Below are 14,907 nucleotides of genomic sequence, written 5' to 3'. Positions count from 1 at the left end.
ATAACCATCAAGGCCATGCACAGTTTTGAGCATAATACAAGACTGATCGTGAGATCAGATTTTGGCAAACACCAGGGAGCCGTTGGTACCACCGAAGCCGAAGTTGTTTTTCAGCGCAACATCAATCTTCAGATCACGCGCCTCATTGGCGCAATAATCGAGATCACATTCAGGATCCTGATTGAATATATTGATGGTGGGAGGCGATACCTGATGATGGATGGAAAGAACCGTAAATACCGACTCCAGACCGCCCGCCCCGCCCAGCAAGTGACCTGTCATCGACTTGGTGGAGTTCACCACCAGACTCTTTGCATGGTCACCAAATGCGGCTTTGATCGCATTGGTTTCGTTGGTATCACCCAGCGGAGTAGAGGTACCGTGTGCGTTAATGAATTGCACCTGATCCGGGTTTACGCCAGCATTATTCAATGCATTACGCATGGAACGACGCGGACCATCCATATTTGGCGCAGTCATATGATACGCATCGGCACTCATTCCGTAGCCTACCAACTCCGCATAGATCTTGGCGCCGCGTTTCTTGGCAGATTCGTACTCTTCCAGCACCATGACGCCAGCGCCTTCGCCGATGACGAAGCCATCACGATCACGATCCCATGGACGGCTAGCCGTCGCAGGGTCGTCATTGCGCGTAGACAATGCGCGGGCAGCGGCAAAACCACCTACGCCCAGTTGCGTAATGGCCGCTTCTGCACCACCTGCAATCATGACATCTGCATCACCGTATTCGATCATGCGGGCAGCATCACCGATAGAGTGCGTGCCTGTGGTACAGGCCGTCACAATCGCCACATTCGGGCCCTTAAAGCCGTACATGATGGACAGATTGCCGGAAATCATGTTGATAATGGTGCCGGGAATAAAGAACGGCGAAATTTTTCTTGGACCGGATGCGTGGAACGTCTCATCCGTCTCTTCAATAAGCTGCAAGCCGCCGATACCGGAACCAATCGAAACGCCGATACGTTCGGCATTTTCTTCAGTCACTTCAATACCCGAATCACGCACTGCCTCAATACCCGCTGCCATGCCGTACTGGATAAAGGTATCCATACGGCGAGCTTCCTTGGCAGGCAAGTACTGGGAGACATCGAATCCTTTGACCTCGCCTGCAATTTGCGAGGCGAAGGGGCTAGGATCGAACTTGGTGATTCTGGTGATGCCGGATTTCCCGGCCAGTAGATCAGACCAGGACGCCTGAACACCGACACCAACCGGTGATACGACGCCCAGGCCAGTCACGACAACTCTGCGCTTCTGCAGATTGTGCTTGGACAAAAGCAACTCCAGAAATTAAGAATGGATGGGGGAAATTACTTGAGGTTGGCGCTGACGTAGTCAATCGCTTGCTGAACGGTTGTGATCTTCTCTGCTTCTTCATCAGGAATTTCACAATCAAATTCTTCTTCAAGTGCCATCACGAGTTCAACGGTGTCGAGCGAATCAGCACCCAGGTCATCTACAAAGGAAGACTCATTCTTTACATCAGCTTCATTTGCACCCAATTGCTCAGAAACGATCTTTTTAACGCGTTGTTCGATGTCAGACATCTAAATACCCCTTTCAAGTTTATGTTGCTTACAAAAGCTCGGGCTATTCTAGCAAAAGTCCCGAGGAATTCAAAAAACTGCTTGATACAAAAAACCTGGCGATCACGCCATGTACATGCCACCATTCACGTGCAAGGTTTCGCCCGTAATATAAGCCGCTGATGGAGAAGCTAAAAACACAACCGCCGCCGCAATATCATCCACATGGCCCAGCTTGCCCAAGGGAATCTTGGCCAGCAAATCATCCCGCACTTTTTCGGGGAGTTCACGTGTCATGTCGGTATCGATGAAGCCCGGAGCAACACAATTGACGGTAACGCCACGACTACCGAGCTCGGCGGCCAGTGATTTGGTAAAGCCACTGACGCCAGCTTTGGCGGCAGCATAGTTCACTTGACCGGCATTGCCAGTGTGTCCCACGATAGATGAAATACTGATGATGCGACCTTGACGAGCCTTCATCATCGGGCGCATCACCGCTTGCGAGAGACGATATACGGAAGAAAGATTGGTGGAGATAACAGCATCCCAGTCATCTTCCTTCATACGCATCAATAAGGTATCGCGAGTAATGCCAGCATTATTCACAAGAATGCCAATGTCGCCATAAGACTTGGCAATCTGGTCAATCACCGCATCGATTTGTTCGGTGTTATTCACATCCAGCGCCAACCCCTGCCCTTTAATGCCTGCTGCTTGCAGCGCTTGGGTGATTTGCTCAGCACCAGCTTCACTGGTAGCGGTTCCAATAACAACGGCCCCATTGCGGCCCAAGGCCTGGGCAATGGCAGCACCGATACCACGGCTAGCGCCAGTGACTAGCGCGATTTGATCCTGAAGCATCTGCGACTCCTGAATAAATTATGATTTAAATTGAGATTGAGCTTCGTCAATCGCGGTCTGGCTGATCAGTGCAACACATGCCAACTCGGGAACAATACGCTTGGCCAAGCCAGCAAGAACTTTGCCTGGTCCACACTCGGCACTCTGTCCGATGCCCTGTTGGCTGATCTTCTGGACGGTTTCCACCCAGCGAACCGGGCTATATAACTGACGAACCAAGGCATCCTTGATTTTGGCCACATCGTCATGCGACTCAACATCCGCATTGTGGATGACGGGAATACGGGATGGGCTAATGGCGACATCTTGCAGGTAATTCTTCAGCTCAGCAGCTGCTGGCTGCATCAAAGCGCAATGGGATGGCACGCTGACCGGCAGAAGAATCGCGCGTTTGGCGCCCTTGGCTTTGGCTGACTCCATGGCGCGCTCTACAGCCGCACGGTGACCAGCGATCACAACCTGACCTGGAGAATTGAGATTAACCGCTTCAACGACCTGGTCTTGGGCCGCTTCGGAACAAGCCGCACGCACATCCTCATCACTCAAGCCCAGAACTGCGGCCATCGCACCCACGCCTTCTGCAACCGCTTTTTGCATCATCTCGGCGCGATAACGTACTAATGGCAATGCCGCATCAAAACTGAGTGCATCGGCAGCAACCAAGGCCGTATATTCGCCAAGACTATGGCCAGCCATGATGGCAGGCGCTTGACCATGCTGAACCTGCCAGGCACGCCATGTGGCCACCCCGGCCGTCAGCATCAACGGCTGAGTGTGCGCCGTCTGATTGAGCAAGTCATTTGGCTCAGCCGCCATTTTCCAGAAGTCTTCCCCCAGAATATCGGAAGCCTCTACAAAGGTATCGCGTATTACGGCCAGACCATCAAAGCCTTGCATCATGCCGACGGATTGGGAACCTTGACCAGGGAAGAAAAATGCAAATGTCATATCTATCTCTGTGAGTTATTTTTTAGAACTTCATCAATACCGAACCCCAGGTGAATCCACCACCAAAGGCTTCCATCAGAAGGGTTTCGCCACGCTTGATTCGCCCATCCCGCACTGCCACGTCAAGTGCCAGGGGAATGGAAGCGGCAGAAGTATTGCCATGGCGATCAACGGTAACAACAACCTTTTCCATGCCCATACCGAGCTTTTTGGCAGTGGACTGGAGAATACGGATATTTGCCTGGTGCGGCACCAGCCAGTCAACATCAGCCTTTTGCAGCCCGTTGGCTTCCAATGTTTCATCCACGATGGCATCCAAGGTATTGACCGCCATTTTGAAAACCGCATTACCTTCCATGTGGATGGTCTTGCTGCCTTCTTTTTGAGAAACACCCGTCGGCACATTCAGCAATCGAGCATGTTGGCCATCAGCATGCAGATGGGTAGACAGGATACCCATCTCGTCAGAAGCCTGGAGAATAACGGCGCCTGCGCCGTCACCCCATAAAATGCAATTGCTGCGATCAGTCCAGTCGGTAATGCGCGACATGGTTTCTGCACCAATCACCAACGCTGTTTTCGCGGCCCCCGACTTGATAAAGTTATCTGCTGTCGCTAGGGCATAAACAAATCCGCTACAAACGGCTTGAATATCAAATGCCGGGCAAGGCCCGAGCCCAAGACGAGCCTGCACCAGACAGGCCGTGCTCGGGAACACACGATCCGGTGTCGTGGTTGCCACAATCAGCAGATCGATTTCTTCATGGGTAATACCGGCAGCTTCGATGGCACGCAATGCGGCTTGGTAAGCCAGGTCACTGGTAAACTGGTCTTCAGCAGCAATGTGGCGCTGGCGTATGCCAGTGCGCGTCACGATCCACTCATCACTGGTGTCGACCATGCGCTCAAGTTCTGCATTAGTCAGTATGCGCTCGGGCAGATAACTGCCAGTTCCGGCGATACGGGAATATGTCATGCTAATTCTTTCGTAGTCTCAGCGGCTAGCTGTGACGCTGATGCTGGCTTGATATGTTCTATTTCCAGCTGTTCTGTAATGCGCTTCAATACGCCACTACGGGATTCTTCACTTGCCACATTGATGGCGTGCAGAAAGGCAAACGTGTCCGCACCACCGTGGCTCTTCACCACAATGCCGCGCAGGCCCAGGAAACTGGCGCCATTATAGCGACGATGGTCCAGCCGTTTGCGGAATGCCTTCAGGACAGGCATGGCCGCCAAGGCCATGATTTTGGTCAGCCAGTTGCGCTTGAATTCCTGTCCAAGAAAACTACCCATCATCTGGGCCAGGCCTTCCGAGGTTTTCAGAGCGACATTGCCGACAAAGCCATCACACACCACCAAGTCTGTCGTTCCCTTGTAGATGTCGTTGCCTTCAATATTGCCATAAAAATTCAGATGGCTCGCCCGCAGCAACTCCCCAGCCTGCTTGACCACTTCATTGCCCTTGATATCCTCGGAGCCGATATTAAGCAGGCCCACCGTGGGTCTTTCCTTGTGCTCGACACAGGACACCAGCATGGCACCCATAATGGCAAACTGCAGCAGATGCTCTGGCGTGCAGTCAGCGTTGGCGCCAAGATCCAGCATATAAGTGAGGCCCTTGCGACTCGGCAAGGTTGCGGCAATAGCAGGCCTGTCGATGCCTGGCAAGGTTTTCAGCACAAAACGGGCAGTCGCCATGAGGGCTCCCGTATTGCCAGCGCTTACGCAGGCGTGGGCTTCTCCACTCTTGACCAGATTGATGGCAACACGCATTGAAGAATCTTTTTTATTCTTCAGCGCGCTTTGGGGGGACTCGTCCATGGTGACGACCTCGCTTGCATGATGAATGCGCAAGCGGGGGCCGACCTTTGCATGATGCGCAGCCAGCTCAGCCTCGATAACCTCGGCCAATCCAACCAGAACGATATTGATTTCAGCATCCTGCTTCAACGCTTGCAGCGCAGCAGGAACGGTGACATGAGGGCCGTGGTCGCCGCCCATGGCATCCACAGCAACTGTGATATCCATGTACTAATTGGCTTTTATATAAAAACAAAGCGCCGATTCTTTAACAGAACCGGCGCATCTGTTTGAAACTAACTTACTCGCCCTTGGCAGGCAGAACCTTACGACCACGGTAGTAACCGCTAGGGCTTACGTGGTGACGCAGGTGAGTTTCACCCGTCGTTGGCTCAACAGCCAATGGAGGGTTAGTCAAAAAATCGTGCGAACGGTGCATACCGCGCTTCGATGGGGACTTCTTGTTTTGTTGAACTGCCATGATCTACTCCTGTTAACTAATTAATCCCGGTGTTTTCCGGACTTCAAACCCTGTAACACCGCAAATGGATTAGGTTTTCCCAGCTCAAGACGACTGCCCTTTACGGCACAATCTTCCTCTTCGTGCTTGGGTGCCAGCGGCATCGCCAGCAACACCTCATCCTCTATCAATTCCGACACTTGCATATGCGTTTCAGCAACCAGGTAATCCCTGTCATCGAGATCCTCTTCTTCTGACGGAATAGCATGCTCATCAGGCACCAGGTCATACAATGTCGAAATATCGATGCTGTATGACATGGCTTCCAGACAACGCTGACATGTTAAACCCAGATCCCCGGACACCTTCAATTGCAGTGTTGGTTTGCCGTCGTTAACATTCCCCAGCAAGCGCCAATTCAGCGCGCCATCGGCCGATGCACAGGCATCCTGGAGGCGCGGAAATTGCGAAACCGAAATTGTACCATGAATTTCAAGCGCTTTTCGCGCAAACTCAATGCTATTGATGATGTTCTGTGCAGCCATAGGGGCGCATGATATAATTTGCATGTTTCTGTGTCAAAAAATCAGGTCTCAAAGCGTGATCAAAAAAATACTTATAGCTAATCGCGGTGAAATTGCAGTCCGCATCGTTCGCGCATGTTCAGAAATGGGAATCAAGTCAGTCGCCATCTACTCTGATGCCGACCGCCACGCATTACATGTCAAGAAAGCCGACGAAGCCTATAACATTGGCTCAGACCCGGTGGTAGGTTATTTGAACGCACACAACATCGTTAATCTGGCCGTTGCTTCAGGCTGCGACGCCTTGCATCCGGGTTATGGCTTTTTGTCCGAAAATCCTGAACTAGCCGAAATCTGTGCCCGCCGCGGCATCAAATTCATTGGCCCTGATGCAAAGGTCATTCGCCAGATGGGCGACAAGATTCAGGCCCGCAATGCCATGATCAAGGCAGGCATACCCTGTGTGCCAGGCAGTAATGGCAATCTGGCCGACCTTGAAGAAGCTCGGGCCCTCGCACGCAAAATTGGTTACCCCATTATGCTGAAAGCCACCAACGGTGGCGGTGGCCGTGGCATTCGTCGCTGTAATGACGAAAAAGAATTACTGAGCAACTATGACCGCGTTATTTCGGAAGCCAGCAAAGCGTTTGGCAAGCCCGAAGTATTCCTTGAAAAATGCGTGGTCAATCCAAAGCATATTGAAGTCCAGATCATGGCGGACAGCCATGGCAATGTGATTCATCTGTTTGAGCGCGACTGCTCCATTCAGCGCCGCAACCAGAAACTGATTGAAATTGCCCCTTCGCCGCAATTAAGCAATGCGCAACGCGAATACATCGGCAAATTGGCAGTCAAGGCTGCCAAAGCGGTCGGCTACAAGAATGCTGGCACTGTGGAGTTTTTGCTCGATTCGGATAACAGCTTTTATTTCATGGAAATGAATACCCGCCTGCAGGTAGAGCACACGGTAACCGAAACCATCACAGGTATTGATATCGTGCAGGAACAGATTCGCATTGCCGATGGTCTTAAACTTCAATACAAGCAAGAGGATGTGCACTACCGCGGGTTTGCCATGGAGTTTCGCATCAATGCTGAAGATCCGAAGAAAGACTTTTTGCCCAGTTTTGGCAAAATCACGCGTTACTATGCCCCTGGCGGTCCAGGCGTCCGCATGGATGCCGCGATGTACAGTGGTTACGTGATTCCGCCTTATTACGACTCCATGTGTGCCAAGTTAACGGTGTGGGCGCTCAACTGGGAAAGTGTGATTGAGCGTGGTCGCCGTTCGCTGAATGACATGGTAGTTTACGGCGTAAAGACCACGATCCCCTACTATCAGGAAATTCTTAATCATCCTGATTTTCGCAGTGGCAAATTCGATACCAGCTTCGTTGAATCGCATCCGGAGCTGATCAATTACGAAACCAAACTACCACGCGAATTGATCGCCGCCGCCATCTCAGCCGCCATTGCAGCGCACGAAGGCATCTAATAGAACCCGTATTAATAGTGAAGCGATAAGTTAAGAATATGGCAAAAGTATATGTTTCTGATGTAGTTTTACGCGATGGCCACCAGTCATTAATCGCAACGCGCATGCGCACCGAGGACATGCTGCCCATCTGCCCACAGCTTGATGCCATTGGCTTCTGGTCACTGGAAGCTTGGGGTGGCGCAACGTTTGATGCTTGTGTGCGTTATCTGAAGGAGGATCCTTGGGAGCGCCTGAAGAGCTTGCGCAAGGCTTTGCCCTCGACGCCAATCCAAATGTTGTTGCGCGGTCAGAATTTACTTGGCTACCGCCATTACTCGGACGACGTGGTACGTGCGTTCGTGCAAAAGTCCGCAGATAACGGCGTTGATGTCTTCCGTATTTTTGATGCGATGAATGATTTGCGCAATCTGCGCACCTCTATCGAAGCCGTCAAAAAGGTAGGCAAGCACGCCGAAGGCACCATCAGCTATACCACCAGCCCGGTGCATGGCATCCCTTATTTTGTCGAGTTGGCAAAAGAACTGGCCTCCTTTGGTTGCGACACCATTGCCATCAAGGATATGGCCAGCCTGCTGACGCCTGAAATCACTGGTGAGTTGGTCAAGGAATTGCGCGCAGCAACCAATTTGCCGATTCACCTGCACGCCCACGCGACTTCCGGCCTGGCAAGCATGTCCATCCTGCGGGCTGTTGATAACGGCGTATCGATTGTAGATGGCGCCATTTCTTCTTTTGCCGAAGGCGCCAGCCTGCCCACTACCGAAAGTATCGTCGCTGCACTGCAAGGTACCGAGTATGACACGGGCCTTGATCTGGGCAAGCTGCAGGAAATTGCTGCTTACTTCCGTGAAGTTCGCAAAAAGTACTGGCAGTTCGAAAGCGCGTTCACCGGTGTTGATACCCGTGTGCTGGTCAATCAGGTACCGGGCGGCATGATTTCCAATCTGTCGAATCAACTGAAAGAGCAAGGCGCCCTCGACCGCATGGACGAAGTATTGGCAGAAATTCCACGTGTGCGTGAGGATTTGGGCTTCCCTCCACTGGTCACGCCAACCTCCCAAATCGTGGGTACCCAGGCCGTACTGAATGTCATGACCGGTGCGCGTTACAAATCCATCACCAACGAGGTGAAAAACTACTTGCTGGGGCAATATGGTAAAGCACCAAGTACGGTCAATTCCGATGTGAAGCACTTGGCTGTAGGTGATGCTGCTGTCCTTACCTGTCGCCCAGCTGATCTGCTGGATGCAGAAATGGATAAATTGCGCGCCGAATCCGAAGGTTTGGCAAAAACAGAGGAAGATGTGCTGACGTATGCCATGTTCCCTGATCTGGCCAAGACCTTCCTTCAGGAACGTAATGCAGGGACGCTAAAACCAGAGGCACTATTGACCAAAGAAGCTGCCTCAACCTCAGCAGCCCGCTATGCTCCTCATGAATTCAACGTCACCCTGCACGGAGAAACTTTCCACATCAAGCTGACGGGTAGCGGTCATGCGGGTGAAGATCAGCGCCCATTCTATGTATCCGTAGATGGCGTGGCGGAAGAAGTTGTCGTAGAAACACTCAGTGAAATTGAAGTCAGCGATGGCAACACAAATGGCAACGGCCGTAAAAAAGCCTCCAGCGCGGCAAGCAACACGACTGGCCGTCCTCGCCCATCCCATGTGGGGTGTGTAACAACCGCCATGCCGGGTACTATCGTTGAAGTGAAGGTCAAGGCTGGTGACCAGGTAAATGCTGGGGATGCCGTCCTGGTCATTGAGGCAATGAAAATGGAAAATGAAATCCAGGCGCCTAAATCCGGGATTGTTGTTGCCGTTCATGTTGTCAAAGGTGACAGCGTGACGCCCGATGAGTCCTTGCTGGAAATCCAGCCCGCTTAACCACAGCGTCATCCATAACAAGCCGGCAGCTTAAATATCTGTCGGCTTTTTTATTGGTAAAAAGCTTATGTCTGCCGAATTGATTCTCGCATCTTCCTCCCCGTTTCGCCGCGAATTGCTGGCGCGACTGGATATTTCATTCAGCTCTTGCTCGCCGGATATTGACGAATCCCCAAAATCGAATGAACAGCCGGAACAAACAGCTTTACGCCTGTGCCAGGAAAAAGCCCGTAAAGTCGCCGAGCAATACCCGCATGCGCTGATTATTGGATGTGATCAGGTAGCGACACTGGATGGACTGCAAATTGGCAAGCCCGGTACCCACGAAAATGCGGTAGCGCAATTGCAACGCATGCGCGGACGCGAGGTGACCTTTCACAGCGCGCTGTGTTTATACAACGCCGTCACCGGCGCCATGCAGGCTGATGTGGTCCCTTACGTGGTCGAATTCAGAATGCTAAGTGATGCCCAAATTGAAAACTATCTGCATAAAGAGCAGCCATACAACTGTGCGGGCAGTGCAAAATCAGAGGGACTTGGTATTGCGCTCATTGCACGCATGGAGGGCACAGATCCGAATGCCCTGATCGGGTTACCATTGATCCGCCTCATTACCATGCTGGAAAACGAAGGCTTATCCATTATCTAAACGGGCACATCCCTAAGGAGATTTTCATGCAAAACCGTATTCTCGCTCTATGCCTGGGCAGTCTGTTCGCCAGCCAAGTACTGGCCGCTGATACAGAAGAAATTCTGAGTACATTGCAGGATCAAACCCAGGTAGCTGTCACCATTTACAATGATGACCTTGCCCTCATCAAAGACCAGCGAAAAACCAGACTGCCTACGGGCAACAGTGTATTGACCTTGCGCGATGTCAGCGCGCAGTTGCGTCCAGAGACCGCCCTTTTACGCAGCCTGAGCACGCCCAACACACTGAACGTAGTTGAGCAAAATTTCGACTTTGACTTGCTGACGCCAGAAAAACTACTGGAAAAATATGTTGGAAAAACAGTTCAGCTGGTTCGCACAAACCCTGCCACGGGTGTCGAGACCAGCGAGCAAGCACAAGTGCTCTCCGCGAATAACGGCGCTGTGCTCAAAATTGGCAACCGCATTGAAACCGGCATTGCCGGACGAATTGTCTACCCCGATGTGCCTGCCAACCTGCGTGACCGCCCCACCCTGCTTACGCATCTCAGCAACAAGCAGACTGGGGACCAAACCGTGGAACTCAGTTACCTGACAGGTGGCTTATCCTGGAAAGCCGACTATGTCGCTGAACTGAATGCTACGGAGGACAAGCTGGATCTGTCAGCCTGGATCACGCTTAACAATACCAGCGGCGCTACGTATCGCAATGCCAAATTGCAACTGGTAGCAGGCGATGTGCATCGCGCGCCACAAGCCAGACCAATACTCATGAAGATGGCGCGATCGGAAATGGCGTTGGATGCCGCCGCCCCAGTCAGTGAAGAATCCCTGTTGGAGTACCACCTCTATAGTTTGGATCGCCCCACTACTCTGGCTGAAAATCAATCCAAACAAGTTGCCCTTCTCAGCGCTAGCCAGGTACCGGTTCGCAAAGAACTGTTGCTCAAAGGCGCGGATTATTACTACGGTGCCAGCGTGGATGAAATCGGCCAGAAACTCAAAGTTGGTGTCTTTATCGAATTTGATAACAAGGAAGCAGACCGCTTGGGCATGCCTTTGCCTAAGGGCACGCTACGTGTGTACAAAAAAGATCGCCAGGGTAACGCTCAGTTTGTTGGTGAAGACAATATTGACCATACAGCACGTAATGAAACTGTCAGGCTGAAGCTAGGCGAAGCCTTCGACATTAATGCAGATAAGAAACAAACGGACTTCAAGCAATTGCCCATCCCCGGCAAAGGGAGCAGAGCCACAGAAAGCGCTTACGAAATTGTGCTGCGCAATGCGAAAAAAGAAGCTGTTACGGTTGTCGTACAGGAGCCGATACCGGGCGACTGGAAAATTGTGAAAGAAAGCCAGCCAGGCAATAAGCTCAATAGCCATTTATATGCATGGAAGGTACAAATACCAGCAGAAGGCCAAGCGACATTAACCTATCGAACCCAGGTGAAATACTGATCTCATGAGCATAACGTCATCTGCCGCAATTACGTCATCCCCTTTCGGCACGCTTTATCTGCTGCCTGTCACGCTGGGAGATGATCGACTGGATAATGCGCTGCCAGCTGAGGTATTGAAACTCGCAAGAACGCTGGGCACATTTGTGGTTGAGAATGAAAAAACCGCGCGACGTTTTTTGTCCTTGATAAAAACGGATAAGCCAGTGCGCGAATTGACGCTATTAACCCTAAATGAGCACACCGAAGAAAAAGCCTTGCCGGATCTATTAAAACCTCTATTGCAAGGTCAGCATGTAGGCATCATGTCAGAAGCAGGATGTCCGGGTATTGCGGATCCGGGGGCACGCCTAGTTGAGCTTGCCCACCGCAAAGGTATTCGGGTTACGCCGCTGGTAGGCCCTTCGTCAATATTAATGAGCCTGATGGCATCAGGACTCGATGGTCAGCGGTTTAGTTTTCATGGGTATTTGCCTAGCGACAAGGCCGCGCGTATTCAACGCTTGAAAGAACTGGAGCGAGAGTCGCAGAAATGGCAGCAGACCCAGCTATTCATCGAAACGCCATACCGTAACCAACATATGCTGGAAGATATTCTGGCACATTGCCATGGCTCAACAAGACTATGCGTAGCCACCAATATAAGCCTGAGTAGTGAACGTATTGCTACCAAAACCGTGGCTGAATGGAAACGGCAAGACTTGCCCGACATCCACCGCCAGCCTACGGTATTCTTATTGCTGGCGGCCGTTACACGCTAAAGGAGTTTTCTGACGGGCGCATAACTGCGCCGGTGCACAGGCGACACACCATGCTCAATCAGCATGGCCATATGCAGTGCTGTGGGATAGCCTTTGTGCTTGGCAAATCCATAATGAGGATATTGTTGATCAAGCGCGTACAGTTCTTTGTCGCGTGCGGTTTTTGCCAGAATGGAAGCCGCAGAAATCGCCTCAACCTTGCTATCACCATCGACAATCGCTTCTACCATCATCGAAACCTGGGGACAATGCAGTCCATCCACCAGTAACTTATGTGGCTGAATGACGAGTTGCTCGACCGCCCGTCGCATTGCCAACAAGCTGGCCTGGAGAATGTTGATGCTATCGATCTCTTCCACCGTGCTGCTGGCAATTGCCCAGGCAAGCGCATGCTGCTTGATTTCCAGTGTCAGCGCATCCCGCTTTTTCTCCGACAGTTTTTTGGAGTCAGCCAAACCAGCAATAGGCCTGGCAGGATTCAGAATCACGGCAGCGGCATAAACGGCCCCAGCAAGAGGCCCTCGCCCGGCTTCATCCACTCCACAAACAATCAGCTCATTCATGGCAAGCAAGCCAAGATGGCACGTGCCGCTTTTTCCTCGGTATTTTGCCGCAGCAGTTGATGAATACGCGTGAATTCAGCTTTTATTTCTTCCATCTGGGTTTTGTCGTTGACCATCTTAAGTGTGGCTTCAGACAGTTTTTCCGGCGTCGCATTATGTTGCAATAACTCCGGAACCAGAAAGCGGCCTGCCAGCACATTTGGCAGCCCCACATACGGTAGATAAAGCATGCGCTTCAATATTTGCCAGCTCAGCCAAGGCATGCGATAGGTAATGACCATGGGGCGCTTGAGCAAAGCGGCCTCCAGTGTCGCCGTGCCTGACGCCACAACGACAGCATCCGCTGCCTCCATGGCCATATGGGCATGCCCAAACAATATCTTGATAGGCAGTTCCTCCGCCTTTTCATCGTAAATGGCCTGCTCAAAAATCATGCGGGTTTCACGGGTGATCAGCGGGACAACAAACTGGATGTCCGGCTGTTGCTCCAGCATCTTTCGGGCAGTCTGCACATACAAAGAGGCCAGCTGGCGCACTTCACTCTGACGGCTACCGGGCAACATGGCAATCACGACCTGTCCCGCCTTGAGCTTGAGATTCAGGCGTGCCTGCTTCTGATCAGGCTCCAGGGGCAAGATATCGGCCAGAGGATGGCCGACATAACTGACAGGGACACCCGCCTGTTTATACAAGTCTGGCTCAAAGGGAAACAGCGCCAACATATGGGAGACTGCGCGTTTGATCTTTGACATCTTGCCACGGCGCCAGGCCCAAATGGATGGACTGACATAGTGAACGGTAGGGATTCCACGGCGCTTGAGCTTACGCTCCAGACCAAAGTTGAAATCCGGTGCATCAATGCCAATAAAAAGCGCAGGGCGAGCATCAAGAAGATCATTGGCAAGCTGCCGGCGAAGTTTCAATAAACCAGGCAGATGGCGCAAGACCTCCAGATATCCACGGATGGATAAGCGCTCCATGGGGAATAGGCTACGCGCCCCTTCCGCCTGCATTTTGGGGCCTGCAATGCCGACAAACTGCAAATCTGGCCTATGTTTTTTCAAGGCCCGAATTAAATGACTGCCAAGAAGATCGCCGGAGGACTCTCCGGCCACAATGCCGATGATGGGCATGCTACAGGTCTTTCTTAACGGACAATGCCGCGAGTAGATATATTCAAAAAGTCCAGCAAAATGCCAAGCTCATGACACTCGGCGAGCTGCAGGGCAAGCTGTTCTTTAGCTTCCTCCAAGGTTAAACCCTGACGATAAAGCGTCTTGTAAGCGCGCTTGATACGCGTAATGCTATCGGCACTAAAACCGCGTCGCTTGAGGCCTTCGGCATTAATGCCATGCGGTTTGGCATCGTACCCTGCAGCTGTGACATAGGGAGGGATGTCCTTGAATACAACCGTACCAACCGCTGTCATGACATGCGAACCGATTTTGCAGAATTGATGCACCAGGGTAAAGCCCCCCAGAATGGCGTGGTCATACATATCGACATGCCCAGCCAGCGAGGAGTTGTTAGCCAGAATCGTGTGATTGCCTACCTGACAATCATGCGCAATATGTACATAGGCCATGATCCAGTTATCGTTGCCAATACGGGTAACGCCTTTATCCTGAACGGTCCCGCGATTCAGGGTACAGAATTCACGAATAGTATTGTTATCGCCGATTTCAAGCCGAGTGGGTTCGTCTCGGTACTTTTTATCTTGTGGCGCCTCACCTAGCGAGGAAAAATGAAACAAATGATTGTTGCGACCGATGGTAGTTGGCCCGGCAATCACCACGTTGTTACCAACGCGGGTGTCCGCACCAATCTGTACATCGGCCCCTATGCTGGTATAAGCGCCAACCTCGACACTGCTATCAAGCTCAGCATGTGGATGAATAATGGCAGTAGGATGAATTTTTACCTGGGACGTCATGAT

Annotated in this window: 16 protein-coding genes; 5 read left to right on the top strand and 11 right to left on the bottom strand. The window is 51.8% G+C overall.

Annotated features, from left to right (window positions below):
- Positions 1–54 precede the first annotated feature (54 nt).
- From fabF to LG203_RS03630, 8 genes are all read right to left on the bottom strand, one after another.
- The gene (fabF, locus tag LG203_RS03665) at positions 55–1,287 is read right to left on the bottom strand and encodes a beta-ketoacyl-ACP synthase II (protein ID WP_230345025.1); all 1,233 of its coding nucleotides are present in this window, start codon (positions 1,285–1,287) and stop codon (positions 55–57) included.
- 50 nt (positions 1,288–1,337) lie between these two features.
- Entirely contained in the window at positions 1,338–1,574 is a 237-nt protein-coding gene (gene acpP, locus LG203_RS03660; protein ID WP_013442241.1) for an acyl carrier protein, read from the bottom strand.
- 102 nt (positions 1,575–1,676) lie between these two features.
- Positions 1,677–2,417, bottom strand: coding sequence for a 3-oxoacyl-ACP reductase FabG (gene fabG / locus LG203_RS03655; RefSeq protein ID WP_230344530.1), 741 nt, complete (start codon positions 2,415–2,417; stop codon positions 1,677–1,679).
- A gap of 18 nt (positions 2,418–2,435) precedes the next feature.
- Positions 2,436–3,365: an ACP S-malonyltransferase gene (gene fabD / locus LG203_RS03650; protein WP_230344529.1), complete on the bottom strand. Its 930-nt coding sequence runs from the start codon at positions 3,363–3,365 to the stop codon at positions 2,436–2,438.
- A gap of 22 nt (positions 3,366–3,387) precedes the next feature.
- The gene (locus LG203_RS03645) at positions 3,388–4,341 is read right to left on the bottom strand and encodes a beta-ketoacyl-ACP synthase III (RefSeq protein ID WP_230344528.1); all 954 of its coding nucleotides are present in this window, start codon (positions 4,339–4,341) and stop codon (positions 3,388–3,390) included.
- On the bottom strand, positions 4,338–5,396 hold the full coding sequence (plsX, locus tag LG203_RS03640; protein ID WP_230344527.1) for a phosphate acyltransferase PlsX: 1,059 nt from the start codon (positions 5,394–5,396) through the stop codon (positions 4,338–4,340). Before plsX ends, LG203_RS03645 begins: the two co-directional genes overlap by 4 nt.
- A 73-nt stretch (positions 5,397–5,469) precedes the next feature.
- Positions 5,470–5,649, bottom strand: coding sequence for a 50S ribosomal protein L32 (gene rpmF / locus LG203_RS03635; protein ID WP_015830096.1), 180 nt, complete (start codon positions 5,647–5,649; stop codon positions 5,470–5,472).
- A gap of 20 nt (positions 5,650–5,669) precedes the next feature.
- A complete protein-coding gene (locus tag LG203_RS03630; RefSeq protein WP_230344526.1) occupies positions 5,670–6,173 on the bottom strand; it encodes a YceD family protein in 504 nt (167 codons plus the stop codon).
- A 55-nt stretch (positions 6,174–6,228) separates the two neighbouring features.
- On the opposite strand from LG203_RS03630, the gene LG203_RS03625 reads away from it, so the two are divergent.
- From LG203_RS03625 to LG203_RS03605, 5 genes are all read left to right on the top strand, one after another.
- Positions 6,229–7,647: an acetyl-CoA carboxylase biotin carboxylase subunit gene (locus LG203_RS03625; protein WP_230344525.1), complete on the top strand. Its 1,419-nt coding sequence runs from the start codon at positions 6,229–6,231 to the stop codon at positions 7,645–7,647.
- 38 nt (positions 7,648–7,685) lie between these two features.
- Positions 7,686–9,536, top strand: a complete 1,851-nt coding sequence (gene oadA, locus LG203_RS03620; RefSeq protein WP_230344524.1) for a sodium-extruding oxaloacetate decarboxylase subunit alpha — start codon at positions 7,686–7,688, stop codon at positions 9,534–9,536.
- A 67-nt stretch (positions 9,537–9,603) separates the two neighbouring features.
- A complete protein-coding gene (locus tag LG203_RS03615; RefSeq protein ID WP_230344523.1) occupies positions 9,604–10,185 on the top strand; it encodes a Maf family nucleotide pyrophosphatase in 582 nt (193 codons plus the stop codon).
- A 26-nt stretch (positions 10,186–10,211) separates the two neighbouring features.
- Entirely contained in the window at positions 10,212–11,648 is a 1,437-nt protein-coding gene (locus tag LG203_RS03610; RefSeq protein WP_230344522.1) for a DUF4139 domain-containing protein, read from the top strand.
- Between the two features lie 4 nt (positions 11,649–11,652).
- Entirely contained in the window at positions 11,653–12,408 is a 756-nt protein-coding gene (locus LG203_RS03605) for an SAM-dependent methyltransferase (protein ID WP_230344521.1), read from the top strand.
- Here LG203_RS03605 and rnhB read toward each other — a convergent pair.
- Genes rnhB through lpxA form a run of 3 tightly spaced genes read right to left on the bottom strand, consistent with a single transcriptional unit; the run spans position 12,405 to position 14,904 of the window.
- Positions 12,405–12,971: a ribonuclease HII gene (rnhB, locus tag LG203_RS03600; protein ID WP_230344520.1), complete on the bottom strand. Its 567-nt coding sequence runs from the start codon at positions 12,969–12,971 to the stop codon at positions 12,405–12,407. The two genes, LG203_RS03605 and rnhB, sit on opposite strands and share 4 nt — an antisense overlap.
- Positions 12,968–14,104, bottom strand: a complete 1,137-nt coding sequence (gene lpxB / locus LG203_RS03595) for a lipid-A-disaccharide synthase (RefSeq protein WP_230344519.1) — start codon at positions 14,102–14,104, stop codon at positions 12,968–12,970. The genes rnhB and lpxB overlap by 4 nt, the downstream gene beginning before the upstream one ends.
- Positions 14,105–14,118: 14 nt before the next feature.
- A complete protein-coding gene (lpxA, locus tag LG203_RS03590) occupies positions 14,119–14,904 on the bottom strand; it encodes an acyl-ACP--UDP-N-acetylglucosamine O-acyltransferase (RefSeq protein WP_230344518.1) in 786 nt (261 codons plus the stop codon).
- Positions 14,905–14,907 lie beyond the last annotated feature (3 nt).

It is taken from the genome of Methylovorus mays, from assembly GCF_020531915.1.
In the GTDB taxonomy this organism is placed as follows: Bacteria; Pseudomonadota; Gammaproteobacteria; order Burkholderiales; family Methylophilaceae; genus Methylovorus; species Methylovorus mays.
The sequence above is the reverse complement of the archived record's forward strand: the minus strand, read 5'-3'. Positions and strand labels throughout refer to the sequence as shown.

Bases quoted from the DNA above. Each gene is read 5' to 3' on its own strand.
- acpP (WP_013442241.1), bottom strand. From the start codon at position 1,574: ATGTCTGACATCGAACAACGCGTTAAAAAGATCGTTTCTGAGCAATTG.
- fabG (WP_230344530.1), bottom strand. From the start codon at position 2,417: ATGCTTCAGGATCAAATCGCGCTAGTCACTGGCGCTAGCCGTGGTATC.
- fabD (WP_230344529.1), bottom strand. From the start codon at position 3,365: ATGACATTTGCATTTTTCTTCCCTGGTCAAGGTTCCCAATCCGTCGGC.
- LG203_RS03645 (WP_230344528.1), bottom strand. From the start codon at position 4,341: ATGACATATTCCCGTATCGCCGGAACTGGCAGTTATCTGCCCGAGCGC.
- plsX (WP_230344527.1), bottom strand. From the start codon at position 5,396: ATGGATATCACAGTTGCTGTGGATGCCATGGGCGGCGACCACGGCCCT.
- rpmF (WP_015830096.1), bottom strand. From the start codon at position 5,649: ATGGCAGTTCAACAAAACAAGAAGTCCCCATCGAAGCGCGGTATGCAC.
- LG203_RS03630 (WP_230344526.1), bottom strand. From the start codon at position 6,173: ATGGCTGCACAGAACATCATCAATAGCATTGAGTTTGCGCGAAAAGCG.
- oadA (WP_230344524.1), top strand. From the start codon at position 7,686: ATGGCAAAAGTATATGTTTCTGATGTAGTTTTACGCGATGGCCACCAG.
- LG203_RS03615 (WP_230344523.1), top strand. From the start codon at position 9,604: ATGTCTGCCGAATTGATTCTCGCATCTTCCTCCCCGTTTCGCCGCGAA.
- LG203_RS03610 (WP_230344522.1), top strand. From the start codon at position 10,212: ATGCAAAACCGTATTCTCGCTCTATGCCTGGGCAGTCTGTTCGCCAGC.
- LG203_RS03605 (WP_230344521.1), top strand. From the start codon at position 11,653: ATGAGCATAACGTCATCTGCCGCAATTACGTCATCCCCTTTCGGCACG.
- rnhB (WP_230344520.1), bottom strand. From the start codon at position 12,971: ATGAATGAGCTGATTGTTTGTGGAGTGGATGAAGCCGGGCGAGGGCCT.
- lpxB (WP_230344519.1), bottom strand. From the start codon at position 14,104: ATGCCCATCATCGGCATTGTGGCCGGAGAGTCCTCCGGCGATCTTCTT.
- lpxA (WP_230344518.1), bottom strand. From the start codon at position 14,904: ATGACGTCCCAGGTAAAAATTCATCCTACTGCCATTATTCATCCACAT.